The organism is Roseibium sp. JB4-4, from assembly GCF_055693425.1.
Map to the genome: position 1 here is coordinate 2,785,313 of NZ_CM146333.1, position 17,243 is coordinate 2,802,555.

Genomic DNA, 17,243 nt, shown 5'->3' on the forward strand with positions numbered 1-17,243 from the left:
CTCACGTAGTCAATTCCGGCACCCTAATGGCCACCTGCCTCACAGCGCTCTCACAATGCGGTGTGCCGGGTTTCCCTCAGCCCATGCCAAGCCGCAGTCTCAACCTGGTGCCGGCAAGACTTCCCAGAAAACCGAAGACGAGCCAGAGCCAGCCATGAAGTGAACCGGATACCAGTCCGCCCAGATAAGCACCAATGTTGCAGCCATATGCCAGGCGTGCGCCGTAGCCCATGAGCAGACCACCGGCGAGTGCGGTCAGCACATCGCGCCGACTGAGATGCCAAACAGGAGCGAACCGGCCAGCAAGGGCCGCCGCCGCCATGGCTCCCAGAATGACGCCAAAATCCATGACGGAGGTGGTGTCCCGCAGAACCGAGTTGTCCAAGGCTCCGCGTTGCCAGGTCCAATAGGGCCAGGTTTCGACCGTCAACCCGACAGCTTGAAAGGCCTTGGCCCCCCAAAGTGCAAATGCCGAGGTTATGCCCCAGGGCCGACCGACGACGACAAAGGTTGCTATGCCAACGACGGCGAGCATGAGCGCGCCCAACATGGGCGACCAGGGACCTTTGAGAAAACTCTCAGTCCGCCTTGCGGGCGCGATCTCGCCATGAGCGCTCTTTTCAATCCGCAGCGTCAACAAGGCCAGGGCTCCAAGAACCGCCGCAGTTGCCAAAAAAGCACCGTGAGGCCCAAATTCCCGGACGAAGGAGACCGCCGGAAATTTGGGCAATCTTCCCCATAGATGCAGATGCGCTGTTGCCGCAACCGAGCCCAGAATGAAGGCGGCCAGTGTTATCATCATCCGGGTAGAGCCTCCGCCGGCGGTAAAGAGGGTGCCCGAGCCGCATCCGCCGCCCAGCTGCATTCCGATACCGAACATGAATGCGCCCAACGCTGCAGCAACGCCGAACGGAAAGACGAACCCGCCGGTGGGCCAGCCAAGTGACCCGCCCCAGGCGATCAGCGGAAAAGACACGGCGCTTGTCAGAAGGATCAGAACAAACTGTGCCCGCAGGCCGCCGCCACGCCTTTCGGTTACGATGCGGCGCCAGGCAGCTGTGAAGCCGAAGCTGGCGTGATAAAGAGACAAGCCGGCAAGACCGCCGATAAGGGTTGCAATTGCTTGCCGGGACCCGGCTTCGCCGTAGGCGCCTATGGCAATAAGGCCCAATAGGGCGAGCGCAATGCCAGTCACCATCAGCTGAGACTTTTGCAAACTGGGCGTCATGTCCTTGTGATCCCGATTCACTTTGGTTCCGTATTTCTTCAAGAGCAAATTTCACGGTGTCACGATTGGCCATAATTTCGCAACGAAAGTGTCTTTTGGTGGCCTACACATTGCCAACACCTTTTTGTGTTTTGCAGTTCAAGTGAAGCCTGCAGATTTTAGCGGTGACAAAGTATTGGCTGGCAGATGCCGAACGTCTTGACGCGGGAACAACGCGGCATCGGACCAGCCCGAAGAGATATAAAGGCCTGACATGCGTCTCAGCGATCAATTTGGGTATGATTTAACACTTGCCAACAAGGACGCAGTTGCGGCCTGGAATGCGACCGTGAATGCCTTCCTGGCTCATGGCAAGGCGACGCCGGGCCATCTTGAAAGCTGCTTGAGCCTGGCGCCCGATTTCGCGCTCGGCCATGCCACACGCGGTCTCTTCTGTCTGTTGCTCGGCCGGCGGGAACTTTATACGACAGCGCGCGAATGCCTGTCGGTGGCGCGCACGTCCGCCCAAAACACACCTTTGACCGATCGCGAAACGGTTGTCCTTGATGCGCTCGACACCTGGCTTCAGGGGTTTCCGACCCGGGCAGCCGATATCCTTGACGCCCAACTCGTCAAATATGCTCAAGATGCCTTGCTGATGAAGCTCGTCCATGCGATCCGTTTCGTTCTGGGCGATTCCGTCGGCATGCGGCAATCGATCGACCGTGTGTTCTCAGCCTATGACGAAAACCACCCCTCGTACGGGTACCTGCTCGGATGCCGGGCCTTTTCGCTTGAAGAAACCGGTGACTACCGTCAGGCGGAAGCATCCGGCCGCAGAGGGTTGGAGTTTGCAAAAGACGACGCGTGGGGCCTTCACGCTGTGGCACACGTTCACGACATGACGGGACGTGCCGAAGAGGGTGCCGGCTGGCTGGAAAACCATCCGAACGGTTGGGCGCATTGCAACAATTTCGGCTATCACGTGTGGTGGCACCTGGCGCTGATGTATCTCAGTCAGGGCGAAGCGGACAAAGCACTTGCGCTCTACGACAACGATATCCGCAAGGACAAAACCGACGATTATCGCGACATTTCAAATGCCGCGTCGCTGCTTGTTCGACTGGAACTGGAAGGTGTCAATGTTGGTCCTCGCTGGGACGAACTGGCCCTTTTGTCCGATAAACGGGCCGAAGACGGCTGCAATGTCTTTGCGGACCTGCACTATCTCCTCTGCCTCCTGAACGGCGGCCGCCGTATGGGAGCGGATCGTCTGCTCAACGGACTTAAGGATCGGGCGAAAAGCGAAACGGACATCGGCCGGGTTTCCGCCGAAGCCGGCTTGCCGACAGGTCTCGGACTGGAACAATACCGTAAGGGCAACTATGCATCGGCCTTTTCGCTGCTGACTTCAGCCAGGGACAATCTGAACATCATCGGTGGCTCGCATGCCCAGCGCGATGTCTTCGAGCGGATCACCATTGACGCTGCCTTGCGCGCCGGTTTCTCCTCTGAAGCAGAGAACCTGATCAAAAGCCGTACCCACAAGCGCGGCGCCCTTGACAGTTTTGCCGAACAGCGGCTTGAAGTCTGCGACAAGATGCAACGCGCGGAGCGGGTCATGGAAGACGACAGCCTGAGGGCCGCCGGTTCGGTGTAATCGCCGCCCGCCTTTGCAAGCCACATTTTTGGACCTGACGTGAACGCACATCACCAGACGAAACGCCCCCGTGACCCGCGGCTCGATTTTTTCCGCGGGATCGGAATGTTCATCATCTACGTTGCTCATGTGCCGTGGAATTGGTGGACTCTTTGGATCCCGGCCCGTTTCGGCTTCTCGGATGCAACCGAAGTCTTCGTATTCTGCTCGGGCATGGCATCGGCGATCGCTTTCGGCAAGATCTTCGATGTGCATGGTATCGGCATGGGAACCGCCCGCATTCTGCACCGGATGTGGCAGGTCTATTGGGCGCATATCGGTCAGTTTCTGGTAATCGCCGTCGGGCTCGTGATGATCCACGAAAGCGGCTACCTCAAGGAATGCTGCGACCTGACCCAGGATTATGTCGCGTCCTTGAACCTCTGGCATCTTTACGACAAGACGGCGGTGGCGCTGCCCGGCCTGATGACATTGACCTGGGTGCCCAATTATTTCGACATTCTGCCGATGTATATCGTGATCCTGGCACTGATCCCTGTGATCATGCTGGCCTCACGCGTGTCCGTTGCAGCCGCCTTTGCAGTATCGATCGGTCTCTGGCTCGCCTCTCAGTTCGGCTTTCTGGATCTTCCGGCAGAGCCCTGGGTCAATTCCGAAGGCGAACACAGAAAATGGTTTTTCAACCCGTTCGCCTGGCAAATGCTGTTTTTCACCGGTTTTGCCTTCATGCGCGGCTGGATCCCGGCACCGCCGGTAAACAGGAAACTGATCCTGTTCTGTGCGGCAATTGTCGTCATCACGATCCCATTCGCCTATTTCCGCATCCACAGCGAACATCAATGGAATGTCGTCTGGGCACGCGAGGTGCGCGAATTGATCCGCCCTCTGTGGATCAAGACCGAATTCGGCCTGTTCCGCTATCTCCACTTCCTGGCTCTGGCTTATCTGGCATGGGTTGCGGCTGGCGAGCATGGCAAGCATTTGCTCGGACACGGCGTTCTCTGGGGACGGTTTGTCAGGATCGTCCAAAAGGTTGGTCAGCAGTCTCTTGCCGTCTTCATGGCAAGCCTCGTGATTGCCCAGGCTGCCGCCTTGCTCCGTGACATGGTCTGGGGGCGTGGTGATTGGTTGCCTCAGATTCTGAGCAATCTGCTCGGCATTCTGGCGCTCATTCTCGTGGCCTATGTGGTCTCCTGGTACAAGAGCCAACCCTGGCGCAAACCACCCTCGGTTCAATCGGGTGGATCCCCCGACATGCCCAAGCCGGCAAACCGCGAAGACGCCGATGAAGCTTCCAAAACAAGGCCCGCTGGCAAGGAACAGGCGCTTACCTGAAGATAACAACATCATCTGCGTTAGCTGGACGTTGCCTATGCCATAGACAAAAACACCGGCCAAACGGCCGGTGTTTTTGTTCAATTTCTGCAGTGTTGTCTAATGAAGCGAAGCCATTTCAAGGTCGGCTTCGAACGCATTGGCAACGGCTGCTTCACGGCTGTCTGCCAGCAGGATCGGCGTGCCGTCCGCATTCAGAAGCGCATAAAGCGTCATGTTGTCATGGAGCGGTGGAACTTCCGGAAACATTTCCTTCAGGTCCCGCGCCTTGATCGGTTTGATATAGGCAACATCTCCGGTGCCGAGTTCCGTCAGTTCGTCGACGGACATGGCGGTTGTGAGATCTGCGCCGTCTGCCCAATCCGGGCTATTTGGGTCGTGCATCAGTCAATTCTCCACAAGTTGGTCGACGAGGGTCTATTCGCCGCTGGAGATTTCTATTTTTCTTATAACACGTTCCGGTTCAGGACGTGCCAGGTCGATGGACAAAAGACCATCTTTGAGGTCAGCTCCGAGGATCTCGATCCCCTCGGCCAGAACAAATGCCCGTTGAAACTGCCGGGCGGCAATGCCGCGATGCAGATACTGGCGGGATTTATCGTCTACCTGCCGACCTCGGATCACAAGCTGACTCTCCTCTACGGAGACATCGAGTTGCTCTCTGGTGAAGCCGGCCACAGCCAACGTTATCCGAATTATATCACCCTGACCTTCGTTTTTCGGAAGTCTTTCGATGTTATAGGGCGGGTATCCGTCATTCGCGGCTTTGGAAACGCGATCAAGCACACGCTCGATATCGTCGAACCCGAGCATAAACGGGCTAGAAAACGCTGACATGCGTGACATCCTCAAAGTCCTTGTCGAAGCGACCTTGCGCCCGGACCCTTTCAAAGGCATCCGGACCGGAGACAAGCTCCGTTCAGTATTAAATATGGCGCTTCGTTAAAATTGATTCAAGGAGAGGCGTTTTCCGGTCTTTTTCCGACACTGCCTCCGGACTTGCTCAGAATTCAGGCCGCAGCAATGGATCGCGTTTCAACAACTTGGCGAGTGCGGAAACGGCCTGTCTTATCAAAGGCTCATGGCGTTCGTCCTGATGCATGACAAGCCATCGTTCCGTCTCAAGCTCTTCAACAGGTTCCGAAACCCGGACAAGATCCGGGTAAGCCTCGCCGACAAACATGGGCAACAGCATGCGTGCATGTCCCTGCCGGACCAGCGAGAGGGCCAAGGATGCCCTGTTCACCGTGATCGTCACGTCGGCGGCATGATTTTCCATCATCCAGACAGCGGTTGGAAACAGAGCCTCCTTTTCAACCGGACTGACCCAGCCGATTTTTTGATTGGGCGCTATTTTGCCTGATTGATACGCAGCAAATCGGACTGTCCCGACCTTTCTGCCCGCCAGCCATTCCTGTTTCGGCCTTTTATTGCGGATGCCAATGTCGATCTGCCGCCGGGCGACGTCTCTGTTGCGGGGGTCGGCCAGAAGTTCCGGAACCCATCCTGCGTCCGGCGTCCAGAAGCCATCCAGATTGTCCATCAAAAGCCGCATGGTCCAGTCGCCCGCGGATATTCGAATACGCCGCCGCGCCTGCCCTGTGTCCCGCCAGGCGGCAATCGATTGAGCAGCCTGATCCATGTCTTCGAGCTGCATGAGCAGTTTTTGTCCCGTGGACGTTAGCTGGTAGCCGCGCGCCTCACGCTCGACCAGTCGGGCATTCAAGCTCCTTTCAAGAGACGAAACACGGCGCCCGAGCGTCGCGGCACTGACACCTGTCTTTTCTGCAGCTCCGGCAAGACCACCCGCTTTGGCGACGGCCAGAAACAATCTCAAGTCTTCCCAATCAATGTTTCGTTTCATTTTTGAAATCTCAATTTCAATTAGAAAACATAGGAATAAGCGTCTCTTGTGAGATTATCTGCAGTGATCCTCCAACACCAACCATTTTTGAAGGGAGCAGCAAATGCAAATTCCTTATTGCCTGCCTTTGAGACTCGATGGGAAACGTGGAAACACACCCGACTGGAATGATCCAGTCCGGGGCCTTTACCCGAACCATGCAGAATTCTGGCCTTCAGAACCTCCTGAACATCATCAAATGTTGCAACGGCACCTGCGCCTGGCACGCAAGCGCCGCCGGTTGATGTTGATAAAACTTTTGAAGTGGTGTTTGGGCCGCCCACTCATGGGTGTCAGGGCGCAGAATGCACCGGCTTCCGAGAAAGACCGGCAAGGCTTGGGCACGAACACGCCTGCCCGGTCGAAGTCCAAAGAAACCATGTCTTTCTTTCACCCGCTGCAAAAAGCGTCGGTCGCGCCAACAAAAGAGGCGCGACCGCTCCCACTCAGTTCGGCTTTGCCAGAAGCCTGCCGCCATGGGGATTGTCGATAACCATTTTCCAACTGCCGTCTGGCTGACGTCTTAACACCGCAACCGAAAGGCCTTCACCGGTCACATCCCGGCCTTCCGGGTCGGTGCCGGTCATTTTCCATGGCGCAATATGGACAGCCAGATCCCCCTGAACGATGACTTCATGGCCCGCATAGGAAAACTCTGGCGAAACAGAGCGGATCTGTTCGAAAATCTGCCGGGCTGTTGCGCTGTCGGAAACCGGCTGTCCCGGATCAAAAACAATAGATTGATCAACTTCGTAAGTCTGCATCACGGTGTCGATGTCTCCTTTTTCAAAGGAGCTTGTCATCTTCTCGATCAGGTTCAGGACTTTTTTTTGGTCTGTGGTCATATCAGAGCTTTCTTCCGCTTTCGTGGATGTTGAAAAGATCAGCATTGCCGCCACCATGGCAGCTCGATAAAAGATCCGGCGTTCCATATGATTCTCCGCGAATTCAGGCATGGCGGGGCCAGTCCCGCCTGGTGCCAGGCTGGTTAGGGTTGTTACTTGTCTGGCTGAACTGCGCCGCTAGAGCTCGGGCGACAGAATTCTGCGCAACCTCATGCGGATATCATCCGGACAGGCATGCGAGGGGACGCTGCGCTGAAGTTTAAATGTTTTCAGATCGTCGACGACAGCATCTATCTGTCGTCTTGTCTGCGCGTATCCTATTCGGCTTTCTGCTGAATTTGGATAAGTTCCAGCCTGGACCCTGCCCCCTTTGATTGCGGCAGGCAGGCGGCGTGGGCAGCGGCATTTGGCTTCGCTGGCGACAAGTCCGCAGTGACGGCTAGTGAAGGCCTCAACGCTCGCCCGGGCACGAGACAACCGTTTTCTGAATGTTGCCGGCGTGAGCTCAAGGATCTTCGAGGCTTCCAGATGATCCAGCTCAAATACGTCTCCAAGTACATAGGCAAGCCGCAAGTCCAGGCTCAGACAAAGAAGCATCGCCATTGTGCAAGAGATCCGCAGTTCATTCAGAAGCAGTGCTTGATCAGGTGCTTCGGGAGGGTCAGATATCAAACCGGTTTCAAGATCTGCCGCGAACATCTCGAAGGTCAGGCCCAGGTCCCGATCCCGGTGTTTCTTCGCTGCGATCAGATAACGAACGGCAACCTGGTAGGCCCAGGTCGAAAATGCACTCTCATTGCGAAACGTCGAAAGCTTGGTCAGTATCTGGATCAGGATTTCCTGCGTCGCTTCGCGGGCATCCTCCGGATTGACCAGAATGCGCCGCGCGAGACTGTGAATCAGATCCTCCACACTTGAAAGCACCTCTTCCAGGGCCTTCCGATCACCATTTTGAGCAGCTGCCACCTTCGCTGCCGATACATCCGCCGTCATCATTTGCCGGTCCTTCATTGAGTTCTTGAAAGGTTAGAGGGACCGACACGCGGATGTGTGACACAATTTTTTCAACTCAATCTCCTTGCGTGGCCGGAACCGACACGTCATCTTGCCGTTTCCCGCCGAGAACTCCGACCTCAGTTGACCCAGAGCCACACGATGACACGCGACGAATTTGACGCCTTTTGCAAGTCCCTTCCCGCGACAACAAACGTTATTCAGTGGGGTAACGCTTCAGTCTGGAAGGTCGGCGGCAAGATCTTTGCTGTTTGTTCCAAGTGGGGCGAGGGCGCTCATCCGAAGGTCAGCTTCAAATGCTCAGACATTTCCTACTCGCTTCTGACCCAGCAGGAGGGCTTGATCCCGGCCCCCTATCTTGCAAGAGCCAAGTGGGTGCAGATGGAGCAGGAAGGGGCGCTCTCCGATGACGACCTGAAAGCTTATGTCGAAGCCGCGCACAAGATCATCGCGGCCAAATTGACAAAGAAGCAACAGAAAGAACTTGGCCTTGCCGACTGACTTCACCGGCAAGTGGCGTTCACTCAGCCTGTTGATGGTGGCTGAAGTTGCAGGCATGAGCCTTTGGTTCATGTCCGCTGCCATTCTCCCAGATCTCACACGCGAATTTGCGATCTCCGAATTTCGCCAGGCCGCCCTTTCCAGCGCAGTGCAGATCGGCTTTGTTGCGGGTGCTCTCGCCTCTGCACTTTTGGGACTGGCAGACAGAATTGACCCACGCCGTTTCTTCGCCTTTTGCGCCATTCTGGCCGCGCTTTTCAATGCCAGCCTGCTGGTTGTGGAACCGGGCGGCAATCTGTCGATACTGGCCCGGTTCGTGACAGGGGCCCTGCTTGCGGGTGTCTATCCTGTGGGCATGAAAATTGCCGTTGGCTGGGGAAAGGAAGATCGCGGCCTTCTTGTCGGAACGCTTGTCGGTGCGTTGACGCTTGGATCGGCAGCCCCTCACTTCCTTGCGCTTCTTGGCGGCACTGACTGGCGTTGGAGCCTTTCTGTTGCCTCGATCGCGTCCGCCGCCGGAGGCGCACTGTGCCTTTTTGCAGGCCTCGGCCCCTTTCATGCCAAAGCACCGCGCATGAAACTCAAGGCTATCCTGACAGCCTGGACCAACCGCAAGATCCGCTTCGCTTACGCCGGATATCTCGGCCATATGTGGGAGCTTTATGCCATGTGGGCATGGATCGGCGTTGCATTGGCAATCTCGTTCAGCAACCAAATGTCATCTGACGCTGCGCTTTCGCTGTCCAGGCTGATTGCCTTTCTGACTATTGCCGCCGGTGGAATTGCCAGTGTGTTTGCCGGCCTTGTCGCAGACCGGGTTGGCAAAGCGAATATTGCCATCCTTGCGATGGTAATCAGCGGCAGTGCTGCGATTGCCTCGGCGCTCACATTCGGTGGACCGGCCTGGCTGACAATCATCTGTGTACTCGTCTGGGGCGCGGCCATCTTGCCGGATTCCGCGCAGTTCTCAGCACTTGTCGCGGACTACGCGCCACCCGATCAGGCCGGCAGCCTGATGAGCTTCCAGACGGCACTCGGGTTTGCCCTGACATTCTTCACCGTTCAGCTCACACCCGTGGCCGCCGACTGGCTCGGATGGCCCACTGTCTTTGCGCTCATGGCCATCGGGCCAGCGCTGGGGATTGCCGGAATGCTGAGACTGAAGAAAATGGAATAAAGTCTTTCAAGCGCGTATCAGGGCATTACCAGTTCAAATTCAGCGAACCCGAAATCCTTCCCGTTGATCCTCAGGCTCACTGCTTGAGTGCCTCCGTAGTAGACCCGCGTGGTGATCGGTCTGATCGCATGCTCTCTTGAAAGCTTGACCACTTGGCCCGGCGCCAGCTGGAGTTTTGTCCATTTGAAAACTTTCGGGGAAAGCGCTCCGTTCGCCTTTTTGAAATGAACCAGATAGTCCAACACCAGCGATTGCGTCTCGGCAGACGTTGACGTCAGTTCGATGCCGAACCCGAGCGCGTTGCCGTAGGGGACAACTTCCGTTGAGATCATTGGCCCTGTCAGTTCGAGCTCCGGCGGGTTCAGCCCGAACGCTTTCAGGGTCGCCGCATGACCCTGTTTGACCAAGGACCGGCAAGCATGCCTGACCAGCTTTTCCCGGTTCTTGTCAGCACCCTTCAGCCAGCGAGCTGCAATCTCGGCAACCAGATCCGGGTGGTCCTTGGCAATGTCATTGAGATGATTGGCGACGGAGCGGCGGACATATTCTTCCGGGTCGTCCTTCAGGGCTTCGAGCAGCGACAAGGTGGGTGTCGGATCGGCGACCAGTTTCTTGAGCCGCATGCCCCAGGGCAGGCGTGGGCGGGTGCCTTCGGAGACAAGCCTGCGCACATGAACGCTCGGATCGTTCACCCATGGCGACATGATCGCCAGTGCACGGTTCTGATCCTTGTCTAGAAAGGGCCTGACTTCGAATTCCGCAGTTGCCCGTTTGGTCATTTCCTTCAGAAGTGTGAAGGACTTTTCGAAGTCTTCAAGGCCGCAATCCGTGACAACCATTCCAAGGGGCATCATGCCCCAGCCGCGTATGCCTTGATCATCACTTGCGCGGTCGACATCGGTATCGGCTACGGGATGCAGCATGGCTTCAAGAACACCAAACCGCTCGTCCAGCCCGGCCGGCAGAACCTCTCCGGTGACATCGGCAATCAGCCGCGCGCGTTCCTTCAGTTCCAGAGCTTCAAGTCTCTCCAGGATCTCGGCTTCATAGGCTTTACGATCGAAGCATTTGAGATGCCTGTCGAGATGTCCTGCAAGGCAGCGCACCAGATCCGGCGAGAGGTGGTTCTTGAAAGGCTCCAAGTTTTTGCTCCTGGCTTGTGTGTCCGAAACGATGTGCCAGAAGACGCCCCCTCTCACCAGAGGGCACAACGCAAGCTCCTGACAGGTATTGTCAGGAGCCTGTCAGTTGCCCTGTCTGATTTGCCTCCCAAGACAAAAGGCCACCCCGGTTCCCGGGATGGCCAATTCGGATATGGGCACTCTTTGCGGGTCACTGCCTTGCTGCAGATCCGTCAGTCGATCCTTTGTCCGGTGACGGCATCAAAGAAGTGCACGTATTTGGGGTCAACCTTGAGATGCATCGTCTCACCGGGTTCGTGATGGGCATGGCTGGAGACGCGTACGACCATTTCCTGGCCACCATCGCCAAGGCTTGCATAAACGTAGCTTTCCGCGCCGACAGGTTCCAGAACGTTCACCGTCACCTCAAGGTTCACACCGTCGCCGTCAGTCGGCCCGTCAACCACATCAAGATGTTCCGGGCGCACCCCGATGATGTAGCCATCCTTGCCCTTGGTGTTCGCGCCGCTGAGCCCGCTGCCGGATTCGAGCGCAAGACCGGTACCTTCCGCCTTCACCTTTAGAAGGTTCATGGCCGGAGATCCGATGAAGCTCGCCACAAATGTGGACGCCGGGTTGTCGTAAACGTCGATTGGCGATCCGATCTGTTCGATGTTACCACCGTTCAGAACGACAAGACGATCGGCAAGCGTCATGGCTTCCAGCTGATCATGGGTCACATAAACGCTGGTGGTGCCAAGCGAGCGCTGCAGGCGCTTGATTTCCACGCGCATCTGGACGCGCAGTTTGGCATCAAGGTTGGAAAGCGGCTCGTCGAACAGGAAGGCTGCCGGTTCACGCACAATGGCGCGGCCCATGGCGACACGTTGACGCTGACCACCGGATAGCGCTCGGGGCTTTCGGTCGAGATAATCGCCGATTTCAAGAATACGCGCGGCTTCCTTGACGCGGCGATCGATCTCTTCTTTGGCCATGCCCCGGTTCTTGAGGCCATAGGCAAGGTTGTTATAGACGGACATATGCGGATAGAGCGCATAGTTCTGGAACACCATTGCAATGTCGCGATCGGCCGGATCAACCTTGTTGACCAGCCGGTCTCCGATCTTGATTTCCCCTGTGGTGATATCCTCAAGCCCGGCAATCATACGCAAAAGCGTGGACTTGCCGCACCCGGAGGGGCCGACCAAAACGATGAATTCACCGTCGTCGATATCAATGGAAACACCTTTGACGGCTTCCACTTCGCCGGCATAGACCTTCCGGACCGTGTCGAGAGTAATCGTTGACATAAAGTACCTCTAATTTCTCACTTGTCGCTCTCGACGAGCCCTTTGACGAACCAGCTCTGGAAGATCACAACGACCAGTACGGGCGGTATGATGGCAAGTATCGCCAGAGCCATGGCCTCATTGAAGTCCGGGATCTGCGCACCGACCCATACCTGCAGGATCTGCTTGATACCGCGCACCAGTGTGAACAGGCTCTCGTCTGTGGTGATCAGCGTCGGCCAGAGATACTGGTTCCAGCCAAAGACGAACATGATGATGAAGATTGCCGCTATCATCGTCTTGGAGAGCGGCACCAGGATATCCTTGAAGAATTTCCAGGGGCCGGCGCCATCAATGCGGGCTGCCTCCAGCAATTCGTCCGGGACAGACATGAAGAACTGACGGAAGAAGAATGTGCCGGTCGCAGATGCAATCAAGGGAACAATCAAACCGCTATAGGTGTTCACCATTCCAAGTGACTGAACAATCTCGTAGGACGGCAGGATGCGCACTTCCAGAGGCAGCAGCAGCGTTGCAAAGATCACCCAGAAGCAGAGTGTTGCCATCGGAAAGCGGAAATAGACGATAGCGTAGGCTGCGAGCATCGAGATGACGATCTTGCCGATGGCAAAACCGAAGCCGAGGATCATAGAGTTCTTCAGCATGACGAAGCCGTCGACTTCCTTGGTGAAGCCGCCAGCCTCAAAAAGTACCTTTTCGTAGTTTTCCAGAAACTTGCCACCCGGCAGGAACTGGACGCCTTCCTTGTAGACCGTGATTGCATCATGGGTGCTGGTCAAGAATGTCAACGCAACGGGCGTGACCATGAAAAACACACCTGCAAGCAGGATCAGGTGATCTGAGATCTGAAGTTTGTTCATTTCCGCCCCCTTTTACGTGTAGTGCACGCGCCGCTCGATCAGGCGGAACTGAATGACTGTCAGAACAAACACCATCGCCATCAATAGAACCGATTGTGCCGACGAACCGCCTAGGTCATTGCCGCGGAAGCCGTCGAGATAGACCTTGTAGACCAGGGTCACCGGGTTGTTGCCAGGCTCGTTCTTCACGATGACATCGATGATGCCGAACGTGTCGAAGAAAGCGTAGGTGATGTTGATGATGAGAAGGAAAAAGCCTGTCGGCGCCAGAAGCGGGAACGTGACTGTCCAGAAGCGGCGTATGCCGGAGCGGCAGTCAATGCTGGCCGCCTCCTGCACCGACTTTGAAATGCCCTGAAGCCCGGACAGAAAGAAGATGAAGTTGACCGGTATCTGTTTCCAGACAGCCGTCACGATCATGGCGAAGCTGGTGTCGAAATAATCCACACCGATCTGCATCCTCCAACCGAACAGCGCGAATAAATCGACGATCGGTCCGACATGCTGATCGAACAGCAGAACGCCGATGAGACCGGCAACCGGAGGAGCCACCGCGTAGACCCACATCAACAGTGTCTTGTAGCTGGATGCACCCCGCAGAACCTTGTCTGCCTTGACGGCCAGCAGAAGGGCTATGCCAAGAGAGAGGAAAGTGACGAAGAACGTGAATACGCCAGTAAAACGCGCCACCCGACCGTAGTCGGTCGAGGTCAGCGTATCGCTGAAATTGTCAAGCCCCACGAAAGTTGAGCCGAAGCCAAAGGGATCTTCCAGATAAAACGATGACTGCACCGCCTCGGCCGCCGGCCAGAGAAAGAAGATCGTCACGATGGCCAGCTGCGGCATCAGCAGCATGTAGGGCAGCCACGGGGACTGGAATTGAACTTTTTTCATATGAGTTTTCTTGACCCCCGGGAATGGGTAAAGCGGGTCACCAGATAAACCGGCAGACCCGCTTGACGTTCATGAAAATGGGGGCGCTTCGGAGCGCCCCCATTTGGGGTAGGTCAACCTGAACTTAGTTGCCGGTGGTCTTGGAGAAACGCTCAAGAAGCTTGTTGCCATCTGCTTCGATGGTCTTGAAAGCATCTTCGACGGAGGTATCGCCAGACATGATCTTACCGTACTCGCGGTTCATGACGTCACGGATCTGAACGTAGAAGCCCATGCGGTAACCCTTGGTCCAGTCGCCGCCCGGCAGGGTCAGCTGCTTGATGCCGATTTCGGCAGCAGGCGTGCTGTCGTAGTAGCCGTCCGACTTGGCCAGTTCGTATGCAGCGTTGGTGATCGGCACATAACCGGTCTCTTTGTGCCACATATACTGGACTTCCGGAGACGTCAGGTACTCGTAGAAGGACGCAACGCACTTGTTTTCCTCGTCCGGCTTGCCGGACATTGCAAAGAGTGCCGCGCCACCGATGAACGTGCCGGTGCCAGCGCCTTCAACTGCGTCCCAGTAAGGCAGGTATGTCGCGGAGAACGGGAACTCAACGGTTTTGGCAATGCCGCCGAAGGAACCCGAAGAGCCGAGCCACATGGCCACTTTGCCTTCGTTGAACGGGGTCTGGTTGTCGCCCCAACCGGTGCCGTAGTAACCGAACAGACCATCGTCCAGCCAACCTTTAACAGCGCTGAAGTGATTCTTGATCGGCTCACCGAAGACCAGCTTGGTATCCTTTGAACCGTCGTAACCGTTGTTGTTGGTTGCGAACTGCAGGTTATGGCGGGACTTGAAGTTCTCGGTGAAGATCCAAGGCAGGTGAGACTGAGCAAGCGGCACATAACCGGCTTCTTTCAGCTTCGGTGCGATTTCCGCAAACTCTTCCCAGGTCTTCGGAGCTTCAACACCGGCCTTTTTCAGCGCGTCGACGTTGTAGTAGAGGATCGGTGTGGATGAGTTGAACGGCATGCCGATCATCTTGCCGTCACTGTCGGCATAGAAATAGCGAACGCCATCGATATAGTCTTCGATGCTGAAGTTGGCGCCAGCGTTTTCCAGAATGTCCTGGGCCGGAATAACGGCACCCTTGGCTCCGATGATGGTCGCTGCACCAGCATCGAACACCTGCAGAATGTTTGGCTGTTCGCCGGCACGGAAAGCCGCGATGCCGGCTGTCAGGGTCTCTTCATAAGTGCCCTTGAAGACCGGTGTGATTTTACAAGCGTCCTGAGAAGCGTTGTAGCCGTTCGAAATGTCGACAACAACTTCGCCCAGACGTCCACCCATGGCGTGCCACCAGGCAATGTCGGTTGCCGCATATGAAGCGGAGGATGTGCCCAACAGGGCAGCCGCAGCGACAAAGCTGGCGACTGTTTTACGATAAGCCATGTTTATTTGCTCCCATCTCGAAGGGCATTTTTAGCCCCGGTCAGCAGTTGGTTTTCACGATACTGAAATGGCTTCATCAGCATCAGAAAGGATAACGCCTGCGTTTCGTATTGTTTTCATATGAACGTTGTATGACGCTCATATGAACATTAAAAGACGCCCAGACCGCGTCCGCAAGTGGCAACAGATGAAAACTTGCATATTTTGTTCAATCATCGGGATGTCAGCTGTTTTTTTTACCGCGTCGAAGGTCCCGCAAGACAATGGTTTGCCCGCAGACTCGCGCGTTTTTTCAGCGCAAGCCTTTCGTTGATATCACCGCGTCCATGAGGATTAGCCGGATCACATGAACGGGCTTCGACGAAGCCGGCTTCGTGAATATATCCATGAATTCAGAAGTTTACGCGTATACGCGATTTCCCAGGAGGCGCGCACCGCCTGTCAGGTAGCTCACTGGCGCGAGCCTTCCGGCACCCTCAGGCGTCCTGACCGAAAATCCGTTTCTTGGTGCTGGAGGATGAATGCAGCAGCTTGTTGTAGATATAATGCTTGCTTCGTTTTTCCAAAAACCTGAACGCGTATTCAATGCGGCCTTTCAAGCTTCGGCGTACCTTCGGACCCGAAGTCAGGTACCTGCGGATGCGTCCCTCTTCACAGAGCCGGTCCACCCATAGCTTTTCCGCGTCCCAGTCGTGCGTGTGCTGTTTGCCCTGATGCGTAAACCCGAACAGATGGATCTCCACGTCGGGCATGACATCCAGAATTTCCGCAATGATGGACGCGCCTGTCGTCGGATTGCTTCGTTCAAACGGATCGAATTCCTTGAGATGGCCGCGTGCTTTGGTTATCGGACCGAACCCCAGATGGGACTGTTTGCACTCCTTGGTAAAGAGCCAGTCGACGTCTCCATTTTCCCGGATATCATTCACCCAGACTTCAGGCGCGCGATGCAGGGCAACAGGATTTATCCGCTTGCTCATATAGACGCGTGCCCGGTTGAGCAGCAATGCATCGACCCGCTCGCCAGCCGCGCCGCAGGCTGGCGCGCTGTTAAACCGCAACACGAAATCGGCCTTGTCGATCATAGGGGCGTCGGCCTTCGAAACAGGCCCGTTTCCGACGATGGAAATCGATTTGATCGCGCGCTTCTTCAAGTCGCTTATTGTCATGAAGTCTTCCTGATACTGCACCGGGCCGTATAGCAATCCGGTTCCCAACCGGCAACGGCTGTTTGCGGCCCGCGCCGAGTGGCCATGGTATGGACGCGCAACCGGGGCACTCTCCATCCCGGCCTTTTCGACAACAAGGTTCCGCAAATGAATGGCATCCGCTAAGCTGGTTTCATTATTCGTTGACTTGGCACAGCATGACCCTGCCCTTCTCTTCTGTCTTTCCGCTGAAAAAAGCGCGCGCGCATGAAATTTGCGGCGACAGCGCTCTGGTTTTTGCCGCCGCAAGTGCCGGACTTTCAACCGGGGCCGTTGTCTGGGTATCGGAAAACTGGCGTCCGACGGTCAACCCGGAGGGCCTTTCTCCTTTCTGTGACCCGGGCAAACTGCTTCTGACCCGCGCCGACAGCCAGCTGAATGTTCTGGCCAGCACCGAAACGGCGCTGCGGTCCGGTGCCGCCGGGCTTGTCGTGGCAGAACTATCCAGCGCCATTGGGCTAACGGAAGGGCGCAGGCTGCAGCTGGCGGCGGAAGCCGGGGGAACGACTGCACTGCTCATCATTCCGGACGACGCGGGAAGCAATGCGGCAGAAACCCGCTGGCGCTGCACCGGCGTCCCGGCCGGACAACCAGGGCTGCCCGGGCAGCCCGGTCCTGCCTATGGCACCCCTCGTCAAAAGGACCATGACTCGACTCATTGGCACTGGTCGCTTATAAAGAACAAAATAGGAACATTGTCAGAATGGATTGTACGTTGGGATGCAGCGACGCATCGTATCATTGTGGTTTCCGAGGCTGGCAGCTGAGCGCTC

General features: G+C 56.3%; 17 protein-coding genes. 5 read left to right on the forward strand and 12 right to left on the reverse strand.

The genetic code is table 11. The features are described from left to right. Positions 1–76 precede the first annotated feature (76 nt). The gene (locus ACZ1HV_RS12975) at positions 77–1,228 is read right to left on the reverse strand and encodes a YeeE/YedE family protein (protein WP_472718306.1); all 1,152 of its coding nucleotides are present in this window, start codon (positions 1,226–1,228) and stop codon (positions 77–79) included. A gap of 253 nt (positions 1,229–1,481) precedes the next feature. On the opposite strand from ACZ1HV_RS12975, the gene ACZ1HV_RS12980 reads away from it, so the two are divergent. After that, complete coding sequence (locus ACZ1HV_RS12980) at positions 1,482–2,867, forward strand: tetratricopeptide repeat protein (RefSeq protein WP_298819089.1); 1,386 nt, start codon at positions 1,482–1,484, stop codon at positions 2,865–2,867. A 39-nt stretch (positions 2,868–2,906) separates the two neighbouring features. Beyond that, positions 2,907–4,202 (forward strand): OpgC family protein, encoded by a 1,296-nt coding sequence (locus ACZ1HV_RS12985; protein WP_298819087.1) that lies wholly within the window; start codon positions 2,907–2,909, stop codon positions 4,200–4,202. Between the two features lie 99 nt (positions 4,203–4,301). Here ACZ1HV_RS12985 and ACZ1HV_RS12990 read toward each other — a convergent pair whose 3' ends face one another. The 5 genes from ACZ1HV_RS12990 to ACZ1HV_RS13010 all read right to left on the reverse strand — a co-directional run bounded on the left by ACZ1HV_RS12990 (position 4,302) and on the right by ACZ1HV_RS13010 (position 7,946). Next, complete coding sequence (locus tag ACZ1HV_RS12990; RefSeq protein WP_247649307.1) at positions 4,302–4,586, reverse strand: BQ00720 family protein; 285 nt, start codon at positions 4,584–4,586, stop codon at positions 4,302–4,304. A 33-nt stretch (positions 4,587–4,619) separates the two neighbouring features. Further along, positions 4,620–5,048, reverse strand: a complete 429-nt coding sequence (locus ACZ1HV_RS12995) for an Hsp20 family protein (protein ID WP_298819083.1) — start codon at positions 5,046–5,048, stop codon at positions 4,620–4,622. A 157-nt stretch (positions 5,049–5,205) separates the two neighbouring features. After that, complete coding sequence (locus ACZ1HV_RS13000; protein WP_472718307.1) at positions 5,206–6,066, reverse strand: LysR family transcriptional regulator; 861 nt, start codon at positions 6,064–6,066, stop codon at positions 5,206–5,208. Positions 6,067–6,551: 485 nt separating this feature from the next. Further along, positions 6,552–7,037 (reverse strand): YybH family protein, encoded by a 486-nt coding sequence (locus tag ACZ1HV_RS13005; protein WP_472718308.1) that lies wholly within the window; start codon positions 7,035–7,037, stop codon positions 6,552–6,554. A gap of 90 nt (positions 7,038–7,127) precedes the next feature. Continuing rightward, entirely contained in the window at positions 7,128–7,946 is an 819-nt protein-coding gene (locus ACZ1HV_RS13010) for an RNA polymerase sigma factor (RefSeq protein ID WP_472718309.1), read from the reverse strand. A gap of 159 nt (positions 7,947–8,105) precedes the next feature. Here ACZ1HV_RS13010 and ACZ1HV_RS13015 point away from each other — a divergent pair, with 159 nt between their 5' ends. After that, positions 8,106–8,465 carry an MmcQ/YjbR family DNA-binding protein gene (locus ACZ1HV_RS13015; protein ID WP_298819075.1) on the forward strand — a complete coding sequence of 120 codons (360 nt, stop codon included), beginning with the start codon at positions 8,106–8,108 and terminating at the stop codon, positions 8,463–8,465. Then, positions 8,455–9,642, forward strand: a complete 1,188-nt coding sequence (locus ACZ1HV_RS13020) for an MFS transporter (protein WP_472718310.1) — start codon at positions 8,455–8,457, stop codon at positions 9,640–9,642. The genes ACZ1HV_RS13015 and ACZ1HV_RS13020 overlap by 11 nt, the downstream gene beginning before the upstream one ends. Positions 9,643–9,659: 17 nt before the next feature. Here the strand turns inward: ACZ1HV_RS13020 and ACZ1HV_RS13025 are convergent, their stop codons facing one another. The 6 genes from ACZ1HV_RS13025 to ACZ1HV_RS13050 all read right to left on the reverse strand — a co-directional run bounded on the left by ACZ1HV_RS13025 (position 9,660) and on the right by ACZ1HV_RS13050 (position 16,431). Then, positions 9,660–10,784, reverse strand: coding sequence for a DNA alkylation repair protein (locus tag ACZ1HV_RS13025; RefSeq protein ID WP_472718311.1), 1,125 nt, complete (start codon positions 10,782–10,784; stop codon positions 9,660–9,662). A 212-nt stretch (positions 10,785–10,996) separates the two neighbouring features. Continuing rightward, on the reverse strand, positions 10,997–12,073 hold the full coding sequence (locus ACZ1HV_RS13030; protein ID WP_472718312.1) for a sn-glycerol-3-phosphate import ATP-binding protein UgpC: 1,077 nt from the start codon (positions 12,071–12,073) through the stop codon (positions 10,997–10,999). A 17-nt stretch (positions 12,074–12,090) separates the two neighbouring features. After that, complete coding sequence (gene ugpE, locus ACZ1HV_RS13035; protein ID WP_298819067.1) at positions 12,091–12,933, reverse strand: sn-glycerol-3-phosphate ABC transporter permease UgpE; 843 nt, start codon at positions 12,931–12,933, stop codon at positions 12,091–12,093. Positions 12,934–12,945: 12 nt separating this feature from the next. Next, positions 12,946–13,827 (reverse strand): ABC transporter permease subunit, encoded by an 882-nt coding sequence (locus ACZ1HV_RS13040; protein WP_298819065.1) that lies wholly within the window; start codon positions 13,825–13,827, stop codon positions 12,946–12,948. Between the two features lie 124 nt (positions 13,828–13,951). Further along, positions 13,952–15,262: an extracellular solute-binding protein gene (locus ACZ1HV_RS13045; protein WP_298984985.1), complete on the reverse strand. Its 1,311-nt coding sequence runs from the start codon at positions 15,260–15,262 to the stop codon at positions 13,952–13,954. A gap of 476 nt (positions 15,263–15,738) precedes the next feature. Continuing rightward, the gene (locus ACZ1HV_RS13050) at positions 15,739–16,431 is read right to left on the reverse strand and encodes a glycosyltransferase family 29 protein (protein WP_298984987.1); all 693 of its coding nucleotides are present in this window, start codon (positions 16,429–16,431) and stop codon (positions 15,739–15,741) included. Between the two features lie 197 nt (positions 16,432–16,628). Here ACZ1HV_RS13050 and ACZ1HV_RS13055 point away from each other — a divergent pair, with 197 nt between their 5' ends. Further along, complete coding sequence (locus ACZ1HV_RS13055; RefSeq protein ID WP_298984989.1) at positions 16,629–17,237, forward strand: ImuA family protein; 609 nt, start codon at positions 16,629–16,631, stop codon at positions 17,235–17,237. The last annotated feature ends 6 nt before the right edge of the window (positions 17,238–17,243 follow it).